The sequence below is a fragment of the Actinoplanes sandaracinus genome (assembly GCF_030009775.1).
Classification (GTDB): Bacteria; Actinomycetota; Actinomycetes; order Mycobacteriales; family Micromonosporaceae; genus Actinoplanes; species Actinoplanes sandaracinus.
In genome coordinates, this window is record NZ_JASCTH010000012.1 from 191,848 (window position 1) to 213,970 (window position 22,123).

18 protein-coding genes are annotated in these 22,123 nt (G+C 71.5%); 7 read left to right on the forward strand and 11 right to left on the reverse strand.

The window, feature by feature from the left end:
* Positions 1-32 precede the first annotated feature (32 nt).
* From QLQ12_RS19850 to QLQ12_RS19880, 7 genes are all read right to left on the reverse strand, one after another.
* The gene (locus QLQ12_RS19850; protein ID WP_282761699.1) at positions 33-833 is read right to left on the reverse strand and encodes an ABC transporter permease; all 801 of its coding nucleotides are present in this window, start codon (positions 831-833) and stop codon (positions 33-35) included.
* Positions 830-1,693, reverse strand: coding sequence for an ABC transporter permease (locus QLQ12_RS19855; RefSeq protein WP_282761700.1), 864 nt, complete (start codon positions 1,691-1,693; stop codon positions 830-832). The genes QLQ12_RS19850 and QLQ12_RS19855 overlap by 4 nt, the downstream gene beginning before the upstream one ends.
* A gap of 3 nt (positions 1,694-1,696) precedes the next feature.
* Entirely contained in the window at positions 1,697-2,947 is a 1,251-nt protein-coding gene (locus QLQ12_RS19860) for a polyamine ABC transporter substrate-binding protein (RefSeq protein ID WP_282761701.1), read from the reverse strand.
* Positions 2,947-4,101, reverse strand: coding sequence for an ABC transporter ATP-binding protein (locus QLQ12_RS19865; RefSeq protein ID WP_282761702.1), 1,155 nt, complete (start codon positions 4,099-4,101; stop codon positions 2,947-2,949). Before QLQ12_RS19865 ends, QLQ12_RS19860 begins: the two co-directional genes overlap by 1 nt.
* 44 nt (positions 4,102-4,145) lie before the next feature.
* Positions 4,146-5,582: a gamma-aminobutyraldehyde dehydrogenase gene (locus tag QLQ12_RS19870; protein WP_282761703.1), complete on the reverse strand. Its 1,437-nt coding sequence runs from the start codon at positions 5,580-5,582 to the stop codon at positions 4,146-4,148.
* 153 nt (positions 5,583-5,735) lie between these two features.
* Positions 5,736-7,076, reverse strand: coding sequence for an aspartate aminotransferase family protein (locus QLQ12_RS19875; protein WP_282761704.1), 1,341 nt, complete (start codon positions 7,074-7,076; stop codon positions 5,736-5,738).
* Positions 7,077-7,086: 10 nt separating this feature from the next.
* Positions 7,087-8,577 (reverse strand): CoA-acylating methylmalonate-semialdehyde dehydrogenase, encoded by a 1,491-nt coding sequence (locus tag QLQ12_RS19880; protein ID WP_282761705.1) that lies wholly within the window; start codon positions 8,575-8,577, stop codon positions 7,087-7,089.
* A gap of 59 nt (positions 8,578-8,636) precedes the next feature.
* Here QLQ12_RS19880 and QLQ12_RS19885 point away from each other — a divergent pair, with 59 nt between their 5' ends.
* The 3 genes from QLQ12_RS19885 (at position 8,637) to QLQ12_RS19895 (ending at position 11,254) form a co-directional block, all read left to right on the forward strand.
* Positions 8,637-9,971: an aminotransferase class I/II-fold pyridoxal phosphate-dependent enzyme gene (locus QLQ12_RS19885; RefSeq protein WP_282761706.1), complete on the forward strand. Its 1,335-nt coding sequence runs from the start codon at positions 8,637-8,639 to the stop codon at positions 9,969-9,971.
* An 85-nt stretch (positions 9,972-10,056) separates the two neighbouring features.
* Positions 10,057-10,623 (forward strand): Uma2 family endonuclease, encoded by a 567-nt coding sequence (locus QLQ12_RS19890; protein ID WP_282761707.1) that lies wholly within the window; start codon positions 10,057-10,059, stop codon positions 10,621-10,623.
* Positions 10,624-10,648: 25 nt separating this feature from the next.
* Positions 10,649-11,254: a Uma2 family endonuclease gene (locus QLQ12_RS19895; protein ID WP_282761789.1), complete on the forward strand. Its 606-nt coding sequence runs from the start codon at positions 10,649-10,651 to the stop codon at positions 11,252-11,254.
* On the opposite strand, the gene QLQ12_RS19900 is transcribed toward QLQ12_RS19895, so the two are convergent.
* The 3 genes from QLQ12_RS19900 to QLQ12_RS19910 form a co-directional block, all read right to left on the reverse strand.
* Positions 11,203-13,698 carry a serine/threonine-protein kinase gene (locus QLQ12_RS19900; protein ID WP_282761708.1) on the reverse strand — a complete coding sequence of 832 codons (2,496 nt, stop codon included), beginning with the start codon at positions 13,696-13,698 and terminating at the stop codon, positions 11,203-11,205. The two genes, QLQ12_RS19895 and QLQ12_RS19900, sit on opposite strands and share 52 nt — an antisense overlap.
* A gap of 186 nt (positions 13,699-13,884) precedes the next feature.
* Entirely contained in the window at positions 13,885-16,107 is a 2,223-nt protein-coding gene (locus QLQ12_RS19905; RefSeq protein ID WP_282761709.1) for an FtsX-like permease family protein, read from the reverse strand.
* Positions 16,101-16,826 carry an ABC transporter ATP-binding protein gene (locus QLQ12_RS19910; RefSeq protein ID WP_282761710.1) on the reverse strand — a complete coding sequence of 242 codons (726 nt, stop codon included), beginning with the start codon at positions 16,824-16,826 and terminating at the stop codon, positions 16,101-16,103. The genes QLQ12_RS19905 and QLQ12_RS19910 overlap by 7 nt, the downstream gene beginning before the upstream one ends.
* 132 nt (positions 16,827-16,958) lie before the next feature.
* On the opposite strand from QLQ12_RS19910, the gene QLQ12_RS19915 reads away from it, so the two are divergent.
* The 3 genes from QLQ12_RS19915 (at position 16,959) to QLQ12_RS19925 (ending at position 19,913) form a co-directional block, all read left to right on the forward strand.
* Positions 16,959-18,269: a sensor histidine kinase gene (locus QLQ12_RS19915; protein ID WP_282761711.1), complete on the forward strand. Its 1,311-nt coding sequence runs from the start codon at positions 16,959-16,961 to the stop codon at positions 18,267-18,269.
* Complete coding sequence (locus QLQ12_RS19920) at positions 18,266-18,949, forward strand: response regulator (protein WP_282761712.1); 684 nt, start codon at positions 18,266-18,268, stop codon at positions 18,947-18,949. Before QLQ12_RS19915 ends, QLQ12_RS19920 begins: the two co-directional genes overlap by 4 nt.
* A 550-nt stretch (positions 18,950-19,499) precedes the next feature.
* A complete protein-coding gene (locus tag QLQ12_RS19925) occupies positions 19,500-19,913 on the forward strand; it encodes a phage holin family protein (RefSeq protein WP_282761713.1) in 414 nt (137 codons plus the stop codon).
* Positions 19,914-20,079: 166 nt separating this feature from the next.
* Here the strand turns inward: QLQ12_RS19925 and QLQ12_RS19930 are convergent, their stop codons facing one another.
* Positions 20,080-20,460 (reverse strand): hypothetical protein, encoded by a 381-nt coding sequence (locus QLQ12_RS19930; RefSeq protein ID WP_282761714.1) that lies wholly within the window; start codon positions 20,458-20,460, stop codon positions 20,080-20,082.
* Positions 20,461-21,010: 550 nt separating this feature from the next.
* Between QLQ12_RS19930 and QLQ12_RS19935 the strand changes: the two genes are divergently transcribed.
* Positions 21,011-22,069: a DUF3618 domain-containing protein gene (locus QLQ12_RS19935; protein WP_282761790.1), complete on the forward strand. Its 1,059-nt coding sequence runs from the start codon at positions 21,011-21,013 to the stop codon at positions 22,067-22,069.
* Positions 22,070-22,123: the final 54 nt, after the last annotated feature.

Consider the following 22,123-nt stretch of genomic DNA (forward strand, 5'->3'; position numbering starts at 1 on the left):
CCGAGGAGCGCCGGGCCACTGTCCGCTGTCGGTCAGGCGGCGACTCTCCTGCGGCCGGCCCGGATGTTCGAGATCACCGCGATCAGCACGCCACCCACGAAGATCATCGTGCCCATGACGTTGACCTGTGGCGGCAGGCCGACCCGGGTGGCGCCCCAGATCCACATCGGGAACGTCTGGGTCGTGCCCCCGGTGAAGTTGGTGATCACGAAGTCGTCGATCGAGAGGGCGAACGCGAGCATCACGCCGGAGAAGATCGCCGGCAGGAGGATCGGGAAGATCACCTTCCAGAAGGTGGTCCAGCCGCTCGCCCCGAGGTCGGCGGCGGCCTCCTCCAGGGAGCGGTCCAGGGTCATCACCCGGGCCCGGACCACGATCGCGACGAACGACACCGAGAACATCACGTGCGCGATCGTGATGGTCACCGGCCCCGGGCTGATCCCCACCGAGACGAACATGCTCAGCAGGGACGAGCCCATCACCAGCTCGGGCGAGGAGATCGCGGCGAACATCAGCAGGTTGAGCCCGCCGGACCCGCGGAACCGGAAGCGGCCCAGCGCGTACCCGATGCCGGTGCCCAGCGCGCCGGCGATCAGCGCGGTGAGCACCGCGATGATCAGCGACATCACCAGGGCGTCGGTGAGCGCCTCCAGGGCGAACACCTCGCCGTACCACTTGAGGGTGAAGCCCTGCCAGGTCTGGTTGTACCGGCCGCTCGGGTCGTTGAACCCGAACAGGATCATCACCGAGATCGGCACCACCAGCCAGCCGATCAGCAGCCAGGTGTAGGCGTGCATGACCTGCGCGCCGCCCAGGCGGAACCGGCCCCTCATCGTGCGGCCACCTTCATGACGTCCTCGGTGCCCAGCGACCGCGCGTAGGCGAAGATGCCGGCCAGCAGCAACGCCATCAGGGTGAAGGACAGCGCCGAAGCGGACGGGTAATCCGAACTGGACAGGAACTTCGACTGGATGACCTGGCCGAGCATCGTCGTCTCCGAGCTGCCGAGCAGTTCCGAGTTGACGTAGTCGGAACTCGCCGGGACGAAGGTCATCAGCACGCCGGCGAAGACGCCCGGCAGCGCCAGCGGGAAGACGACCTTACGGAACGAGGTGATCGGGGAGGCGTACAGATCTCGCGCCGCCTCGACCACGCGCGGGTCGATGCGCTCCAGGGCCACGTAGATCGGCAGCACCATGAAGGGCAGGAAGCTGTAGACCAGCCCGGCGATCACCGCGGTGGCCGAGCCGAGCACCTGGAAGTCGTCCGGCAGGATCCCGGCCTCCTTCAACGGGTGCAGCAGCACTCCGTCGTCGGTGAGGAGCATCCGCCACGAGATGGTGCGCAGGACGAACGACACGAAGAACGGCAGCAGGATCAGGAAGAGGTAGGTCGCCTTCCGCTTGCCCCCGTAGAAGGCGATCCAGTACGCGACCGGGAACGACATCACGATCAGAATGCCTGACGTGATGGCGCCGTACACCAGCGAGCGGATCAACTGGGTCTGGTAGTCGGCGATCGACTCCACGTAGTTCTGCCAGTGGCCGGTGAAGACGAACCCGTTGACGACGTCGCCTTCCTGCAACGACAACGACAGCATGGTGACCATCGGTACCGCGAAGAAGAGCAGGAGCCACAGCCCGCCGGGGAGAACGAGCAGATAAGGCGCGAGTGTACGTTTTACCCGGTCCATTTATTACCCCAGCACGATCGGTTGGAACACCCGCTCGAAGTCCTGCTTCTCCTCCGCGGTGTTGAAGTCGACGTAGTAGTGCAGCCGCTTGTACTCCGACTCGCCGGGGAAGACCAGCGGGCTGTCCGCGACCGCGAGCAGGGTTTCCTTGTCCTCGCCGGACGCCGCCGCCGCGTGCTTCTTCATCTGGGTCTGGGCGGCCGGGACCGGGCACACGTAGTTGATGTACTCGGCGAGGGTGGTGGAGTTCTCCAGGTCGTACAGGAAGTCCATCATCATGATGGCGTCGACCGGGTTCTGGGCGGTGACCGGGATCGTCATGTTGTCGGTCCAGATGGTGCCGCCCTCTTCGGGGATCACGAACTTGTAGTTCGTGCCGTCGGAGACGTTCTTCTGGAAGATGTCGCCGGACCAGGCCTGGGTGATCCAGACCTCGCCCTTGCCGAGCGCGTCGACGTATCCCTGGTCGTAGTAGTTGCGGACGATGCCGGCGTCCTTCTGCTCCTTGAGCTTGGCGGCCGCGGTCTTCCAGGCCGTCTCGTCGGAGTCGCCCGGCTTGAGGCCGGCGGCGAGCAGGCCGAAGTTGCCGAGCTCCTGGAGGTCCTTGAACATGCCGACCTTGCCCTTGAACGCAGGGTCCCAGAGGTCGGCGAGCTTGGTGATCGGACGCTTGATCTTGTCCGGGTCGTAGGCGATGCCGGTGATCCCGGACGCGTAGGGGATGCTGAAGACGTTGCCCGGGTCGTACGCGGAGGTGGAGTACGACTTGGCCGCGTTGGCGGCGTAGTTGGGCAGCTTCGCGTGGTCCAGCGGCGCCAGGAAGCCGGCGTCACGGAACTGGCCGAACTGGACCGAGTTCGTGATGACCATGAGGTCGTAACCGATCGACTGCCCGGCGGACAGTTGCGGCTGAACCTTGGCGAACCACGGGCCCATCTCCTGGATGACCTCGTCGTAGGTCACCTGAATGCCGGTCTTGGCGGTGAACTTCTTCAGTTCCGGCTGCTTCGGGTCCATGTAGAGCGGCCAGTTGGCGAAGTTGAGCTTGCCATTCTGGGTCTTGCCGCCCCAGAACTTCGCGACGGCGTCGGGGGCGATACTGGCCTGCGGCTTGCCCTTGCCCTCCACGCCACACGCGGCGAGGAACGCGCCCATCGCCGACAACCCGCCGAGGCGCAGCGCGTCGCGGCGGCCGAGCCGCGACTGCGTCATGCCTCGCAGGAGGGAGGGGTTCGGCTTGTTGGTCTGGAACATCAGACTCCGATCGGGTACGAGTGCTGCGGGGCCCAAGTGAGGAAGACGCGCTCACCGCGAGACGCGACGTCCTCTGCATCGTGAGCATTCTGATCGAAGACCACGAAGTCTGTTCCAGCGGTGGTCGCCACTGTGTAGTTCGTCGATGTGCCGTGGTACACGACCTCGGTGACGACGCCGGACAGAAGACTGCCGGTGACGTTGCCGGGGATCGTCCGGTGCAGGTCGATCTTCTCCGGGCGGACGGAGACCTCGATGTCGCGGCCCACACCGACGCCGGCCGGGACGGGCACCACGACGCGTTCGCCGGGGCCCTTGTCGATGACCGCGAGGCCCTGGTCGGCCCAGCTCACGCGGCCGTCGATGAGGTTGGAGGTGCCGATGAAACCGGCCACGAACCGGGTGGCCGGGCGTTCGTAGATGTCCCGCGGCGACCCGAGCTGCTCGATCAGGCCGCCGTTCATCACCGCGATCCGGTCGCTCATGGTGAGCGCTTCGCCCTGGTCGTGGGTGACGTAGACGAAGGTGATGCCCACCTCGCGCTGGATCCGCTTCAGCTCGATCTGCATCTGCTGGCGCAGCTTGAGGTCGAGCGCGCCGAGCGGCTCGTCCAGCAGCAGCGCCCGCGGGTGGTTGACCAGCGCCCGGGCCAGCGCGACCCGCTGCTGCTGGCCGCCGGACATCTCCTTGGGCTGCCGCTTCTCGTACCCGGTCAGCGAGACGATGTCGAGCATCTCGCCGACCCGCCGGTTGATCTCGGCCTTCGCGACCTTCTTGCGCTCCAGTCCGAAGGCGACGTTCTCCCGCACGTTCAGGTGCGGGAAGAGGGCGTACGACTGGAAGACCATGTTGACGTCGCGCTTGTTCGGCACGACGCCGGTCACGTCACGGCCGTCGAGGAACACCTTGCCGGCGGTGGGCTCCTCGAAACCGGCGATCATCCGCATCGTGGTGGTCTTGCCACAGCCGGAGGGGCCGAGCAGCGAGAAGAACTCCCCCTGTCCGATCGCCAGGTCCAGGCTCTTGACGGCGGGCACCGCCTCACCGTGCGACAGGTAGTCCTTGCGCACGCCGGCGAACTCGATCGCGGGATGGCCGGCGCGCAGCCCGCCACCGGGCGGCGCGCTCGTGGCGTGCGGGGGAGAAGTGGTCATCTATCACCTCTGAGCGGGGGCGGTGCGGGGTGGGATGGCGCGGGTCAGCCGTTGAAACTCATCACGTGCTTGATCCGGGTGTACTCCTCGAACCCGTACATCGACAGGTCCTTGCCGTAACCGGAGTGACCGTATCCGCCGTGCGGCATCTCGGAGACGAAGGGTAGGTGCGTGTTGATCCAGACCGCGCCGAAGTCCAGGCGCCGTGACACCCGCATGGCCCTACCGTGGTTCTGGGTCCAGACGCTGGCGCTCAGACCGAACCGGACGTCGTTCGCCCAGTGCACCGCCTCCGCCTCGTCGGCGAACGTCTGCACCGTGATGACCGGGCCGAAGATCTCGTCCTGGACCATCTCGTCCTGCTGGCGCAGGCCGGTGACGACGGTCGGCTCGAAGAAGTAACCACGATCACCGATCCGGCGCCCGCCGGCGGCCACCTCGGCGTGCGCCGGAGTGCGGTCCAGGAATCCGGTCACCCGGTCCAGTTGATTCACGTTGTTGACCGGGCCGAAGAAGGCGTCGGGGTCGCTGGGCGCGCCGACCTTCGTGGCGCGGGCGGCCTCGGCGAGCGCGGCGGTGAAGTCGGCGGCGATCCGCTCGTGCACCAGGACCCGGGTGGCGGCGGTGCAGTCCTGGCCGGCGTTGAAGAACCCGGCGCCGGCGATCGCGGTCGCGGTGGCGGCGATGTCGACGTCGTCGAAGACCACGACCGGGGCCTTGCCACCGAGTTCCAGGTGGACCCGCTTGAGGTCGGGCGCTGCCGCCGAGGCCACCTCCATGCCGGCCCGGGTCGACCCGGTGATCGACACGAACTGCGGAGTCGGGTGCGTGACCAGGGACCGGCCGGTGTCCCGGTCGCCGCAGACCACATTGAGCACACCCGGCGGCAGGAACTCGGCGGCGATCTCGGCCAGCAGCAGGGTGCTGACGGGGGTCGTGTCCGACGGCTTCAGCACCACCGCGTTGCCGGCCGCGATCGCGGGAGCGAACTTCCAGACGCCCATCACCATCGGATAGTTCCACGGGGTGATCTGTGCGCAGACGCCGATCGGCTCACGGCGTACGAAAGAGGTGTGCTCCGGCAGGTATTCGCCGGCCGCCTTTCCCTCCAGGATCCGCGCCGCGCCGGCGAAGAAGCGCAGTTCGTCGAGGATCGGGCCCATCTCCTCGGCGCGGGTCGCCTCCACCGGCTTGCCGGTGTTGCGGACCTCGGCCGCGACGATCTCGCCGGCCCGCGCCTCGATCGCGTCGGCGATCCGCAGCAGCGCCCGCTGCCGCTGCGCCGGGGTGCTGTCCCGCCAGATCTCGAAACCCTCGGCGGCGGCCGCCACGGCCACCTCGACGTCCCGGGGCGAGGAGACCGGCGCCCGCGCGTACGTCTCCCCCGTGCTGGGGTCGATCACCGGTGACGTGACGCCGTCCTCAGTGTCGGTGTAGGACCCGGCGATGAAATTGCGCAGCACGGGAACAGGAGTGCTCACAGGGGTTTCGGCCTTCCGGTCGTGGATCTTCTCACCGGGACTGGAGGGACCTTGTCACACCGGCGAGCGCGCTAGCAAGGGAATCCGAAGTAATTTCCAAAGCCGAAACGGAATCAGAATGCCTGACCCCGTTTCGGCAACGCATTCCGGGGTTTATCCGGTGTAGAAGGTGTCCGCCGTGGTCAGTGCCTCGTCCAGGATCGCGAGACCCTCACGCAGTTCCTCCGCGGTGATCGTGCACGGCGGCACCACGTGCAGCCGGTTGAAGTGCACGAACGGCCAGAGGCCCCGGTCCTTGCACGCGGCGGCCACGGCGTTCATCGGCGCGGCGGCCGGCCCGGCGGCGTTGAACGGCACCAGCGGTTCTCTGGTCGAGCGGTCGGTGACCAGCTCGATCGCCCAGAACACGCCCAGCCCGCGGACCTCGCCGATGCTCGGGTGCTTCTCGCGCATCGCCGCCAGTGAAGGGCCGATGATGTCGTCGCCGAGCGAGCGGGCGTGCTCGACGATCCCCTCCTCCTTGAAGATCTGCATGCTCGCCACCGCCGAGGCACAGGCCAGCGGGTGGCCGGAGTAGGTCAGGCCGCCCGGGAACGGCCGCTCCCGGAACGTCTCGGCGATCTCGTCGGAGATCACCACCCCACCCAGCGGCAGATAGCCGGAGTTGACACCCTTGGCGAAGGTGATCAGGTCGGGGGCGACGCCCCACCGGTCCACCGCGAACCACTCGCCGCACCGGCCGAAGCCCGCCATCACCTCGTCGGCGATGAACACGATGCCGAACTCGTCGCAGATCGCGCGCACGCCGGCCAGGTAGCCCGGCGGCGGCACCAGGATGCCGTTGGTGCCGACCACGGTCTCGATCAGGATCGCGGCGATCGTCGCCGGGCCCTCGAAGACGATGGTGTCCCGCAGGTGCTGCAGGGCCCGCTGGGTCTCCTGCTCGGGACTGCCGGAATGGAACGGCGACCGGTACGGGTACGGCCCCCAGAAGTGCACCACCCCGATCGCCACCGGCTCGTTCGGCCAGCGCCGCGGGTCGCCGGTCGCGGTGATCGCGGTCGCCGTCGAACCGTGGTAGCTGCGGTAGGTGGAGAGCACCTTGTGCCGGCCGGTGTGCAGCCGGGCCATCCGGATCGCGTTCTCGTTCGCCTCGGCGCCGCCGTTGGTGAAGAACACCTTGTTGAGGTCGGCCGGGGCGATCTCGGCGATCATCCGGGCCGCCTCGCCGCGCTTGTCGTTGGCGAAGGCCGGCGCGATGGTGGCCAGCTTGGCGGCCTGCTCCTGGATCGCCGCGATCAGACGAGGATGCTGGTGCCCGATGTTGATGTTGACGAGCTGGGACGAGAAGTCCAGATACCGACGGCCCGAGTAGTCCCAGAAGTGGCTGCCGAGCGCGCCGGCGACGGGCAGCGGGTCGATCAGGCCCTGGGCGGACCAGGAGTGGAAGACGTGCGCGCGGTCGTCGGCGCGCACCTGGGATTCAGCGCTCACGAAAACATCCTCAACGAGTCTGGGGGAAGCCGAGGTCGATCGCCGAGGTTCCCGGGTCCGGCCAGCGGGAGGTGACGACCTTGCCACGGGTGAAGAAGTGGATGCCGTCCGGGCCGTACATGTGGCTGTCGCCGAACAGCGACGCCTTCCAGCCGCCGAACGAGTAGTAGGCCACCGGCACCGGGATCGGCACGTTCACGCCGACCATGCCGGCGTCGACGTCGAACTGGAACTGCCGGGCCGCGCCGCCGTCACGGGTGAAGATGGCGGTGCCGTTGCCGTACTCGTTGTCGTTGACGAGCTGGACGGCCTCGGCGTAGGTGCCGACGCGGACGATCGACAGCACCGGGCCGAAGATCTCGTCGGTGTAGACCGTCATCTCCGGCGTGACGTTGTCGAGCAGCGTCGTACCCAGGAAGAAGCCCTCCGCCGGCAGTCCCTCGGCCTTACGCCCGTCGGCGACCACGGTCGCGCCCTGCGCGGCGCCGGCCGCGATGTATCCGGCCACCTTGTCGCGGTGCTGAGCGCTGATCAGCGGGCCCATGTCCACACCGGCGTCGGCGCCGTTGCCAATCTTGACCTTGGGCAGGCGGGCCTTGATCGCCTCGACGAGCGGGTCGGCGATCTCACCGACGGCCACCACGACGGAGATCGCCATGCAGCGCTCGCCGGCCGCGCCGTAGCCCGCGCTGATCGCCGCGTCGGCGGCCGCGTCCAGCTCGGCGTCCGGCAGGACGATCATGTGGTTCTTGGCGCCGCCGAGGGCCTGCACCCGCTTGCCGTGGGCGGTGCCGGTCTCGTAGATGTACTTCGCGATCGGCGTCGAGCCGACGAAGCTGACCGCCGCGATGTCCGGGTGCGTCAGGAGCGCGTCGACCGCCTCCTTGTCGCCGTTGACGACGGTGAAGACACCCTCGGGCAGGCCGGCCTCCTTCCACAGCCGCGCCAGGAACAGCGAGGCGGACGGGTCCTTCTCGCTCGGCTTGAGCACGAAGGCGTTGCCCGCGGCGATGGCGGTGGCGCACATCCAGAGCGGCACCATCGTCGGGAAGTTGAACGGGGTGACGCCGGCGACCACACCGAGCGGCTGACGGATCGAGTACACGTCCACGCCGGCGGCGGCCTGCTCCGAGAACGAGCCCTTCATCAGGTGCGGGATCCCGGTGGCGAACTCGACGTTCTCCAGGCCGCGGGCGATCTCACCGGCGGCGTCGGCGAGCACCTTGCCGTGCTCGGTGGTGACGATCGCGGCCAGCTCGTCCACGCTCGCGGCCAGCAGCTCACGAAACTTGAACAGCACCGCGGACCGCTTCGACAGGCTCGCCGCCCGCCACTGCTTCGCGGCCCGCTTGGCGATCGCGACGGCGCTGTCGACCTCGCCGGCGCCGGCCAGATCCACCTCGGCGATCTGCTCGCCGGTGGCAGGGTTGAAGACCGGGCCGACCCGGCCGGACTCGCCGGCACGCTCCGCGCCGCCGATCCAGTGCGCAATGTGAATCATGTGCCGAGATTATGTGACGACTCTGGACCGTACAATGCTCCGGTTGTACTGTCACAAAAATGTTCTACCTGGCCGTGATCGACCGGCTCGCCGAACCCACCGCACGCGGCCTGGCCGAAGCGGTCAGCCGCGCCGTCGGCGAGGGCGCCCTGCCCGGCGGGACGAAACTGCCGCCCGTGCGCTCGGTCGCCACCGAGCTGCGCCTCTCCCCCAGCACCGTCAACGCGGCGTGGCAGCTCTTGCGACGCGCCGGCGCCATCCGCACGGACGGGCGGCGCGGCACGGTCGTCGCCACCCCCGGTGCCGGCGGGCCCGGCCGCTATCGGGCCGCCCTGCGGCAGACCCCGGGGTTCGGGCTGGACCTGTCGACCGGAGTGCCGGACCCCCATCTACTGCCGCCGATACCGGACCTCCGCGGCCTCTCCCCCGCCCCGAGCAGCTACCTCGACGAGCCGGTGCTGCCCTCCCTCGCGGCCCTCCTGCGGGACCGCTGGCCCCATCCCGCGGAACGGCTGGCGATCTTCGACGGGGCGATGGACGCGATCGACCACGTCGCGTCGGCGCTGCTGCGGCTCGGCGACCTGGCGCTGGTGGAGAACCCGTGCTTCCCGCCCCTGCTCGACCTGCTGGAGACGCTCGGCGTGTCGGTCACGGGTGTCGGCACCGACGCCGACGGCATGCTCCCGGACCAGCTCGCGGCCGCCCTCGCCCGGCGTCCCGCCGCGGTCTTCCTGCAACCCCGGGCGCACAACCCCACCGGCGCGTCGTGGTCACCGCAGCGGGCTGCCGCGCTGTCCGCGGTCCTCGCCCGGCACCCGGCGGTGTACGTGGTGGAGGACGACTCGGCCGGCGACCTCGCCTCCGGGCCGCTCTGCTCGGTCGGGACCCATCTGCCCCGGCAGACCGTGCACGTGCGCAGCTTCTCCAAGTCGCACGGGCCGGACCTGCGGCTGGCCGCGGTGAGCGGGCCGGCCACGATCCTCGACCCCATCCTGGAGCGCCGGCTGCTCGGCCAGGGATGGACCAGCCGGCTGCTGCAGCACCTGCTGCTGACGATGCTCACCGACCCGGCGTCGATCACCGCGGTGGCGGCCGCCCGGGACGAGTACGCCCGGCGGCGCCGCCTGATCACGACCGGTCTCGCGGCCCACGGCATCGACCTGCCGGCCGGTGAAGGGCTGAACCTCTGGCTGCCGGTGGCCGACGAGCAGGCCGCCCTGCTGAGCCTGGCCAGCGCCGGGATCGGGGCGGCGGCGGGGACGGCGTTCGCGGTCGGGCCGGGCATGGCGCCGCACCTGCGGGTCACGGTCGGGCTAATCACCGACGACCACGCCGGGGTCGCGGAGCGCCTGGCGGCAGCGGCGCGGGCGGCCACCCAGGCGATCCCCCGCTGACACTCATCCATTGACGCACGACCCGTTGACGCACGACGGGTAGTCATGCGACAGTTTCGTCATGAGCACATGCGACACTCTGGCCATGGAGAAGGTCTCACTGGATGGCCATTCGGGTCCGTGGACCGAGGAGGAATTCCTCGCGCTCGACGAGTCCTTCAACAAGATCGAGTTGATCGACGGGAGCCTCTGGGTGACCCCGGAACCGAATCGGCGCCACAACGACATCGCTTCGGCACTCTCCACTCTTCTCCGCCCGCCCGCGCTGACCGCCGGCCTGCGAGTGCGCACGACAGTCAGCGTGCGCCTGGCCCCGCGAAGGATCGTCTCCCCTGACCTCGTCATCGAGAGGGAGCCGAGTGACCTCGTCTTCGGCGACGTGTCCGGTGTCGTTCTCACCTGCGAGGTGACCTCACCGAGCAACGCCGCCTATGACCAAAGCCTGAAGATGCAGGTTTACGCCGAGGCGGGGATCCCCTGGCACCTGCTCGCAGAACCGGACTTCGGGGACTACCGTTCGGTCTCCCTCCATCTGTTCCAACTACGCGACAAGCAATATGCCAAGGCGGCAACCGCCAAACACGGTGAAACACTGATCTCGGCCGACCCGATCCCGATGTCGCTCAGCACCAATTTTCTGATCGACTTCTGAGGGGATCACCTTCGTGTTCGATTCCGTGCTCGACCATTCACGGCCGTGGACCGCCGCCGAATACCTTGCGCTCGGCGAGACCATGAGCCGGGTCGACCTGATCCAAGGCGCGCTCTGGGCCGGCCCAGCCGGAGCAGGACCCCATCAAGCCATCGTCCTGCCCTTGATCGGCGCCATCCAATCGGCTGCGACAGATGCGGGCCTTCGTACCTACTACGGGGTCAACGTCTCGCTCCGGGCCGACACCATCGTCGGCCCCGATCTGGTGGTCACCTCCGACAAGCGCAATGTCGAGGTGACTGACGGTTCCGAGGTCGTCCTGCTCGGCGAGATCACCTCGCACGGCACCGTTCTCGTCGACAGAGTGCTCAGAAAACACCTCTACGCCGAAGCCGGCATCGACTGGTACCTGCTGGTCGAACCCGATCTGACCGCCTACCAGTCAGTCACGGTGCGGCTGTTCCGCCGGAAAGGGAGCCGCTATGTCCAGCACGCGGTCGCGATGCACGGCCAGACGCTCACCAGTGACGTGCCTTTCCCTTTCTCGGTGAGCACCCGTGGACCTGCTCGACTGGTGACTCACTTCGCCGGCTGGAAGCTGTCGAAGACCAGCTGGAGATCGTCGCGGTGATCGTTCCACTCGGCGTCGGGGGTCTCCCAGTAGAAGCCGTAGGCCTTCTTGCTGGAGATCACGGCGCCACGGTTGTTGACGTGCTTGCGGACACCGTCGCGGTTGAAGGTGAACTCCCAGTCGGCGGCCTTCTGGAAGAAGTCCACCGCCATGATGTGGATTTCCTTGTAACCAGGGAAGTCGCCCCGCGATTTCCGGTAATCCGCCTGGCTGCGCCAGTCGGCGACCGGATTCGACTTCGGCTGGTTGGTCTGGTCGATACCGAGGATCTTGCCGCCGGCGCGGAAGTAGACGATCGTCCCCTCCTGCGATTTCTGCCAGCCCTCCGGAACATAGACCGAGAAGCCGGTCGGGTCCTTGTGCTCGATCCACCCGTCCGGTCGCTCCGGACGACCGCCCGCGCTGGGGCTCATGCTCGCCGGGCCGGCGGGGCTCGCGCTCGCGACCGGCTCCGTCGACGGCGGCGGCGCCTGCACGGCGTCGACCGGCGGCGCGGCAGGCGATGTCGACGGCCCCGCCGACGTCGCCGGCGTCGCCGCGGCGGTGGGCGCCGGCTTGGCAGCGGGGGTGTCGGTGTCTCCGGCGCCGAGCGCCCACGCCGTGCCGGCGGCGAGGACGACGGCCAGCGTGGCCGCGATGAGGACCAGGCCGCGGCGTGAGCGACCATTTCCGGTCAGCGCGAGCGGCGCATCATTGTCCGGCACGTGCGGGCGCCGCTGCGCCGGAACGACACCACGGCCCAGCGCGACCGGCGTGACGGCTGGCTGGGTGACCGGCTCGTCGATCCGGGTGTCAGAGACGGCCGCCGGGCCCGCCTCCACCACCGTGGGGGAATCGCCGGGCGCTTCGGCGTCACCCCGGTCACCCGCTTCGGCGCCACCGGGATCAGCCACGACGGCGGCCGTGCCGGACGATCCCGCATCCTGCTCGGCGGCGCGCGGCCCGGCCGCACCGTCCGCGGCCTGCTCGCCGTCGCCAGGACCGTCCGCACCCGGCTCGCTGCCGCTGGGACCGGCCGCAGCGTCCGCGTCCGGCTCGCTGCCGCCGGAACCGGCCGCACCGTCCGCGTCCGGCTCGCTGCCGCCGGAACCGGCCGCACCGTCCGCGTCCGGCTCGCTGCCGCCGGAACCGGCCGCACCGTCCGCGTCCGGCTCGCTGCCGCTGGGACCGGCCGCAGCGTCCGCGTCCGGCTCGCTGTCGCCCGGGCCAGCCGCGCTGTCCGCGCTGTCCGCAAGCGGCGAGTCTGCGTCACGGGAGCCGCCCGCCGCCCCGCCGGACGCCTCAGCTTTCGGGCCGTCACCAGGCGAGGCATCCGGTGAGAGCGCCGCACCGGACGACTCGGCGCCCGATCCGCCGGTGGCCTCAGCGCCGGCGTCCCCGGCCGTTGCCGCCGTGCCGCTCCCGCCCGGCCCGCCGGCGATCGCCGCACTGCCTTTGGCCGCACCGCTGTCAGCGGCAGCACCGGTAGCACCGCCGGCCGCCGCCGCGCCGCTCTTGGCCCCGCCACCCCTGGTGAACAGGGACGGTTTGGAGTCGCCCGACGCGCGGGGCCGGGGGATCCGGAAAGCCGCGACGAGCCCCGCCAGACCGGTGGGCGCCGGCCGCTCGTCGGCCGAGGCCTCATCGGAGCCGAACGTGCCGTCGAGGATGGCGCGGGCGAGGCTCTCCGCGTCCTCGGCGGTCATCCGGGCGGCCGGGTCCTTGCGGAGCAGGCCGTCCAGCAGGGGGCGAACCGCGCCGGCCCGCTGGGGCGGGTCCGGTTCCTCGGTGGTGAGCGCGGTGAGCGTCGCCATCGTCGAGCCACGCTGGTAGGGCGCCTGGCCCTCGACCGCCGCGTACAGGGTGGCGCCGAGCGACCACAGGTCCGCCGCCGGCCCGCTGGCGCCGGTCTGCGCCCGCTCCGGCGCCATGAACTGGGGCGACCCGACCAGGACGTCCGAGCGGCTGATCACGCCGTCGTCGTCGACCGCCGCGATGCCGAAGTCGGTCAGCAGGACCCGCCCGTCTTCGGCGAGCAGCACGTTCGCCGGTTTCACGTCGCGGTGCTCCACGCCCAGACGGTGTGCGGTGCGCAGCGCGCCGAGCAGGTCCAGGCCGATGCGGGCCACCCGGTACGGGTCGATCGGCCCGTGTTCGGCGATCTCCTCCCGCAGCGACCGGCAGGGCACGTACTCCATGACGATCCAGGTGCGGTCGTCGAGCTGCAGTACGTCGTACACCTGAACGACGTTGGGGTGGCTGATGCGCGCCGCCGCACGTGCCTCGCGGAGCGTGCGCCGGGCGGACGCCGCGTCGTCGCTGCCGAACGGCTGGTAGAGCTCCTTGATCGCGACGTCCCGTTCGAGGGTCTCGTCACGGGCCAGGAGGACCTGGCCCATTCCTCCGCGGCCCAGGATCTCACCGAGCCGGTACCGTCCGGCGAGCAACACGGGCGCATCAGGCATGGGCACCGTTATACCCGCCCGGCGCACGTGTAACTCCAGCCCCCACTTGCGCCAAGCCGCATAACGGGCATCCGGCGGCCCTCCCGGGCCGTTCCCCCGCCGGATTTCTCGCCCTGACGGTCTCCACACCGGCCTGTGAGGGTTCTCACCTCGGCTGATCCTGTTCCGCGTACGCACCCCGTCGCCCTATCTCGCGGTCGCCGGACGCCGGGTGAGCCGGGCGGCCGGAATCGTCGCGGCGCCGATCGCGAGCACCAGGCAGGCCAGCACCGTCGTGGTGATGACCGGCCACGACACCAGCGTCGGGACGTCCTGTCCGATCTGGGCGGCCAGCGAGCGGGCCGACCCGGCGACCGCGACGACGCCGGCCGCGCCGCCCAGCAGGGCGCCGATCACCACCGCCAGCCCCGTCTCCAGGGCCACCGCCCGCAGCACCTGCGACCCGGTGGCGCCGGCCAGGCGCAGCACCCGATGGTCGGGCGCTCGCCGGCGGGCCGTCATGAGCAGGGTGTTGACGACGGCGAGGGCGCCCGCTCCGGCGGAGACGGCGAGCAGCAGGAGCGTGAACGTGTCGATCAGCCGGTCGTCCTCGACCTCGGCCTGCCGGGCCACGTCGCCCGGGGTGGTCTTGCGCGCGCCCGGTCCGGCCGGCCCGGCCGGGGCGGGGTAGGCCGCCGGAGCGAGCGCGGACGGGTCGTGTTGCCGCACCGTGTCGCGGGCGACGATCAGGTCGGCGCGGAACGGGCCGGGCGGCGCGGTGCCGGCCACCGGCAACGTCTCGGTCACGCCGTCGGCGTAGGTGACGGTGACCTGGACCGCGCCGGCCTTCTCCGCCGGGAGCAGTGCCGTTCCGGGCCGGACCTCGTCCACCCCGACCACCACCACGGCCCGGCCGCCGACGTAGGCGGTGGTGTCAAGCGCCGCCCGGGAGGCGACCCCGTCGTGCAGCCCCGGAGTGTCGTCCGGCATCAGGATGTCGCCGGCCGGCAGCGCGGCGGCGCGCTGCGTGTCCCAGGCGGCGGCCGAGGTCTGCACCGTCCCGGTGACGAAGACCGCGAACGCGACGGTGAACAGCACCGGCGCCGCGGTCGACGCGGTCCGCCGGACGGCGGTGCGGGCACTTTCGCGGGCCAGGGTGGCGATGACCCCGCGCAACGGGGCGAGCAGCAGCCGGATGAGCGCCGGCACCACCGCCGGGGCGAGCAGGGCCGTTCCCGCGATCAACGCCATCGCGCCGAGGAGGGCGTACGACCCCAGGTCGCTCATCTTCTCGCTGGCCGCGGCCGCGACACCGGCCGCGACACCGGCGGCGACCGCGATCAGGCCGGCCACCCAGCGGGCCCGGCTCATCGCGCGGGGCTCCCACTCGGCGACGCGCAGGGCTTCGAGCGCGCCGATCCGTGACACCCGGCGGGCGGCCGTGGCGGCGCCGGCCAGGGCGACGAGCGGACCGGCGGCGAACGCGACGGCGAGCACCCACGGCTGCCAGTACACGGTGTAGCCGGCCGGTTCGAGATCCGCACGGACCAGCAACGCGGCCATCGGCAGCGCGGCCAGTGAGCCGAGGAGCACGCCGGCCGCTGCGGCCGCGGCGCCGAGCAGCAGCGCCGACCGGTAGAGCATGCCGCGGACCTGGCGCGGCGTCGCCCCGACCGCACGGAGCAGGCCGATCTCGCGGCGGCGCTGGTTCACCTCGTACGCCGAGGTCGATGCCACCAGGAACAGGCAGGCGAACCCGGCGACGGCGGCGGTCGCGGTGAGCACCTGCATGCCGATCCAGCGGACCCGGGCGTCGGCGCGTGACTCGGCGCGGCCACGGTCGTCTCCGGTCAGGACGGTGCCGTCGGCGCCGGCCGCGGCCCGCAGCGCGGCGGGATCGACGTCGCCGGACACCCCGATCGTCCGGACACCGGGCGCCAGCCGGGCCGCCGCCTCCTCCGGCAGGTGGACCCCGGGCAGGTCGGTGTGCCCGGTGACCCGCCACTGCGCCGGCCCGGAACCGGTGAGCACGGTGAGGTCGGCGCCGACCGGCACGCCGAGCGCCTCGTCGACGACGGCGCCGCTCTGGTCCGGCCCGTGCCAGGCGTGCCCGCGGGTGACGCCGGGAACCGGCCGTCCGTCCTTCAGCGGCTGGGCGTAGAAGTCGCGGTCCACGGTCACCCCGGTCACGCCGGGAACCGAGCGCAGCCGCTGCGCCAGGGACTGCACGGTGTCGGCCGGCCACGGGACCGGCTCGGCGAACTCGTCGGCCCGGTTGGCGGCCGCCGGGCTCTGCACCACGGCGGCGAACCCCTCGAAACGGTCCGGCACGCGGGGCCGGGCCGAGGTGAGCAGCAACAGGAAAGTCGTGACGATCACGGTGCCGACCAGGATCGCGACGAACGTGCCGGCTCGGTCCCGGGTCAGCATGCCCGCTCCAGCGCGGTCATCCGGTCGGCGACCGTGGCCGCGTCGGCCCCGGTCAGCTCATCGGTGATCCGCCCGTCGACCAGCAGCACCACCCGGTCGGCGACGGCCGCGGCCACCGGGTCGTGGGTCACCATCACGATCGTCCGCCCGTGCCGGTCGACCAGACCGCGCAGGAGATCCAAGACCTGATGCGACGTACGGTTGTCGAGCGCACCCGTCGGCTCGTCGGCGAAGAGCACCGCCGGGCGGGTGAACAGCGCCCGGGCGATCGCCACCCGCTGCTGCTGACCGCCGGAGAGCTCACGCGGCCGGTGCCCGACTCGGTCGGCCAGGCCCACCTCGGCCAGGGCCGCCCGTACCAGTTCGTCGTCGGCGCGGCGGCCGGCGAGACGCAGTGGCAGGGCGACGTTCTGCGCCGCGGTCAGCGACGAGACCAGGTTGAAGTCCTGGAAGACGAACCCGACCCGGTCGCGGCGCAACCGGGTGAGCGCGGTCTCACCGAGGTCGCCGAGCCGGGTGCCGGCGATCGTCACGGTGCCGCTGGTGGGCGCTTCGAGTCCGGCCGCGCAGTGCAGCAGGGTGGACTTGCCGGAGCCGGAGGGCCCCATCACCGCGGTGAAGGTGCCCTCGGCGAAACGCGTGGTCACGCCGTCCAGCGCGGTCACCGGACCGGCGCCGCCGTCATATCTCTTGCCAAGGTCGTGCAACTCGACTGCCATGCCATGACGATGCCGCCGCGCCCCTGCCGCTGTCGTCGAGCCCAGGAATGCTCTTGGAGGGCCGGAGTCATACCCTGGGCTGACGGTCCGGGGGTGGACGCACCCGGAGACGGGGATGGATACGCTCGCCGCATGCCCGTACCGTCCATTCTGGTGCAACGCCCGGGCCCGGCAGCGCAGCGGGCCGTCGATCTGCTGGCCGCCGTCGCGGCCGGTCTGCTGTGCTGGTTCGCGGCCGCCGACACTTCGGTCCGCGCGTCGCCCGAGCCGGCCTGGGTGGCCGTGCTCGCCGGGGTGGCGGTCGGTGGCCCGCTCGCCGTCCGGCGCCGGTGGCCGATCGTGACGGCCGTCGCGATCGCCGCGTCGTCCTCGATCCTGCTCATCACCCGGGTCATCCCCAACGCCGCCTCCCCCGCCCCGGTGACGGCCGCAGGAGTCGCGCTCTACACGATCGGGCTTCTCGTGCCCGGCCGTCCGGGCGGCGCAGGAGCCGTGACGGCGACCGCGGTGCTGCTGGTCGGTATGGGGTTCAGCGGCAGCTCCGCCGAATCATCCGACTCACCCGGCGCGGCCGGAGTCGTCTTCGCCGCGCTGATCTGCGGGGCGAGCTGGGCCATCGGCTGGACTCTTCGCGAGCGGCGCCGGCACGCCCGGATCACCGCCACCCAGAGCACCGCGCAGGCGGTCGCCGAGGAGCGGCTACGGATCGCCCGCGAGATGCACGACGCGGTCGGGCACAGCCTCAGCCTGATCGCGGTCAAGGCGGCGGTCGCCAACCACGTCGCCCGGCAGCGCCCCGAAGAGGTCGGCGACGCCCTCGAAGTGATCGAGTCGGAGAGCCGCGGCGCCCTCGCCGAGCTGCGGCGCGTGGTCGGCGCGTTGCGCACCGAACCGGAGTGGGGTACACCGCCCACCCTCCGGGACCTGGGCCGGCTCGCCGAGCGGGCCGAGTCCGCCGGGGTGCCGGTGCGCCTCGACGTCCAGGTCGGGGACGATCTCCCCGAGTCGGTGACGGCGGCCGCCTACCGCATCGTCCAGGAGTCGCTGACCAACGTGGTCCGGCACGCCGCGCCCGCCTCGTGCCGGGTGGCCGTCGAGAGCACCGGCGCAGGGCTGCGGATCTCGGTCACCGACGACGGCGCCCGGCGGCCCGCACCGGCGTCCGGCGGCGGGACGGGCCTCGTCGGCATGCAGGAGCGGGTCGCCGCCTACGGCGGCACGTTCAGCGCCGGGCCGCGTCCGGGTGGCGGTTTCGCCGTGGTCGCCACCCTTCCCTACCGATCCACCGGTGGCTCCGGCAAGGCCGCCGCCGTCGGCTCGGGCCACCGAAGCGCCGCCGGTACGCCCTCACCCGCGGCCGCGGCTGCCGGGAAGGGCGGCGGCGCGGCCGGGATCGGCAGCGGAACCGCCGGAATCGGAGAGATCGGCGGGATCGGGCGATGACCGAGGCCGAGAACCCGGTCCGGGTGCTCATCGCGGACGATCAGGCGCTGCTGCGAGCCAGCTTCCGCCTGCTGGTCGACACCACCCCGGGCCTGCTGGCGGTCGGCGAGGCGGGCAACGGCGACGAAGCCGTCGCCCTGGCCCGGCAGCAACAGCCCGACGTGATCCTCATGGACATCCGCATGCCCGGCACCGACGGCATCGAGGCGACCCGCCGGATCTGCGGCTCCCCGGAGACCCCGTCGACGCGGGTGCTGATCCTGACCACCTTCGACTACGACGAGTACGTGTTCGCGGCGCTGCGGGCCGGCGCCAGCGGATTCCTGCTCAAGGACGTCCTGCCCGCCGATCTGATCGCCGCCGTCCGGGTGGTGGCCGGCGGCGACGCCCTCATCGCCCCCGGCATCACCCGCCGGCTGATCGCCCACTTCGCCACCCTGCCCGAGCCCGCCCCCGCGCGTCCCTCCGCGGCGCTGGCGAGCGTCACCGAGCGCGAGCGGGAGGTTCTGGCCCTGGTCGCCGGCGGTCTCTCCAACACCGAGATCGCCGGCCACCTGCAGCTCAGCCTCGCCACCGTGAAGACCCACATCGGGCGGCTGCTCGCCAAGCTGCAGGCCCGCGACCGCGCCCAGCTCGTCATCGTCGCCTACGAGACCGGCCTGGTGGTCCCGGCCCGCTGACGGCCCCGCGCGTTCGGTCCCGATCAGTTCGCGACCGAACGCGCGGGCCGGCGCCGCAGCGCGCCTTCCGCTTCTCCCCGGCCGATCACCATCTGGCGGGGACGCCCGAAGCGCCGCCCCACCTGTCCGGGCGACTTGGGGCTCGCGCCACCTATCCGGGGCAAGGCCGGCGCCCCGCCACCCGCCCGAGCACGCCCGACGCCCTGCCAACCCGCCCGGGTAAGCACGGGGACCCGCCACCTCTCCCGGCAAGCCCCCGCCCCGTCCTCTCCCCCGGGCACCCCGTAGTCACCGGGCGGATTGATTGATTCACGGCGGGCTGGCGGTTCGCCCCGGCCATCAACCCGGCCGGTGGACCGGAAGCGAACCGGCCGTGCCCGGCGTCGGTCGTCTCACCGTGCCGCCCGCCGAAGCCGGCGCCGGCGCGGAGAGGTCCACCGGCGGAGCCGGTCCCACCCGTACCCGCGGAATGGGGTGTGGTGATTGGAGGTGATTAGTAGGGGTTAGTGGGGGTACGTCTGCGAGAACAACGGCGCAGGACGGAGGGACGATGACCCACACAGACGCACGAACCGATCATTCGACCGCGGAACTGGTGAGCCAACTCAGCGAACAGGTGACCACCCTGGTCCGCGATGAGCTGGCACTCGCCCGTCTCGAGTTGACCGAGAAAGGCAAGAAGGCCGGCAAGGGCGCGGGCCTGCTCGGCGGGGCCGGCGTGATCGCCCTGTACGGGCTGGGCGCCCTGTTCTTCACCGCCGGTGCGGCACTGTCGCTGGTCATGCCGGTCTGGGTGGCCGCCCTGATCGTGACGGTGGTCCTCATGGCCGGTGCCGGGATCGCCGCGATCGCCGGAAAACGAGAGGTCCAGGAAGCTGTGCCACCCATCCCTGATGCCGCGATCGCCAGCGGCCGCCGCGACATGGACGAGTTCATGGCCGCGACCCGGCGCGGGACGCACTGATGAGCTCCCCCAACCGCAGCCGCACCGAGTCCCGCCGCGCGGCGCCCGACCGCAACCGGCCGAAGCCCGGCCCGCCGGCGTCGAGCCGCGCCCCGGCCGACGGCCCACCGACAGGCACGCCGCCGACCACGGGGGGCCGGGCCTCAGGACCGCCCTCACCGGAAGCTCAGGCCGCCGGCACTCCGTCCAGCACCGCGAAGGCAGGGACCATGGCGGCTGGCACGGCAGAGACCGGCAAGACCGGGCACAGCACGGTGACACCCGGCCCGGCATCCCGGAGCACAGTGACGACCGGTGCCACATCGACCCACAGCGCATCGACCGGCGCCACGCCAACGGGTTCCGCGCCACCGGGTTCCGCGTCGCCGGGTTCCGCGTCTGCCGGCGCCACACCGACCGGCGCCCGACCGTCCGGTTCCGCATCGGCCGGCGCCACGCCGCCGGGCGCCATGCCGACGGAAAAGGGCAGGCCGGTGGCCTCAGGCAGCACGGAACGGTCCGGTTCCGCCGCGCCGACAACGGCGGAGCCGGTGGGATCGAACAGCACACCGGCCCGGAAGCCCGGGAACACGACATCCACAGGTAGCCCCGGGACGCCGAAACCGACCCCACCACCGGCGTCGATCCCGGCCAGTCACGCGACCCCTCCACGGAATCCCGGGACTCCGAAACCCACACCTCCACCGGCAGCCGCTCCTCCGTCAGGTGCCGCATCCGGGACCAGGGCGGCATCGCCGGGCAGTTCCGGTACGCCGAGCCCCGCACAACACATGACGGGCTCCAGCCCCGGCACCGCCACAAGCCAGACGGGATCCGGTTCTGGCAGCACCGGCGGCCATACCGTTGCCGGGAGGGCCACGCCGGGAGACAGCGCGACCACGGCGAACCGTCCGGAAGCAGCCGCTTCGCAGGCGGTCGGCCCGGCAACAGCCAGGTCCGCCGCGACCGGGGCGACGACGGGCCGGGCGACCGGCCGGGCAGCGGTGCCTACGCGGGAACCGCAGCCTTCGGAGTGGGGCGGCAGCTCGATGCCGCCACCGTTCGCCGTCGACGAGCCGGACACGACGGAGCGGACCGGCACGCGAGCCCAGCACGACATGAGCAAGCCGGAGAAGCAGGAACCGGATCGGGCTCACTCCGGGCAATCGGCTCGGCCCGGGCAACCGGACCGCGCCGATCAACGAAGGCCGGCCGATCAGCAGGACCGCACCGGACACCAGGAACATGCCGGGCAAAGCGGTGCGAGTGGGCACAGTACGCCGGATCAGAGCAGAAGCGATGACACCGCCGCCGCCGCTGAACGGGCACTCAACGACCAGAGCGGAACGGCTTCGGAGCGGGCGGAGGCGCTGCGAGCCGAGATCGAGCAGACCAGGGCTGAGATGGGTGAGACCGCCGCCGCCCTGGTCGCGAAGCTGGACGTACCCAGCCGGGTCAAGGATGCCGCAGCGGAGAAGAAGAGTCAGCTGACCGACGCCGCGGCGGACAAGAAGGACCAGATGGTCGAAGCCGCAACCGACACGACGAGCCGTCTGGCCGGGGCGATCGCGGAGAAGGGGCACCGGATGACCGAGGCCGCCAGCGACCTGGCGGCCAAGGCTGGTCCGGCCCGGATCAAGGACGCCGCGGGAGCCGTAGCCGCCAAGGCGGGGGCCGCTACCGAGGCTGTCGGCGCGCTAGCCGCCAAGGCGAAGCCTGGCGGCGATCCCACCCGGGCGCCGTCGCCTGGCGAAGCCGGGTTCGCCACCACACAGCCCACCGCAGCCCCGACTGCCGAAACTCCCGGGGCCGTCGGGAGCGCCGGGGCTGCGAGAACGCCCAGGGAAACCGGACCCGCTGGGGTCAGTGGAGCCACCGGAACCGCTGGGGCTACTGGGACCGGTCGTGGCGAAGCCAGCGGGGCGAGACAGGCCACTGCGGAGACCGGTGCTCATCTAGTCGAGACAGCCGCCGAGGCCGCCGAGCGGGCGACCACCGCGATCGGCACGCTGCCCGGCCGGGCGTCCGACGCGATCGGCACGCTGCGGCACCGGACGTCCGACGCGACCGGCACGCTGCAGGATCAGGCTTCCGGCAACAGGCAGCGGTACGCGCTAGCCGGTGCCGCGCTGGCCGTAGCCGCCGTCGCGGTCGTCCTCATCCGCCGGTTCCGCTGACGGGAGCGTGGGTGGGGCGGTCCCGGGGCGGGCCGAGCACCACCCCACACCGCA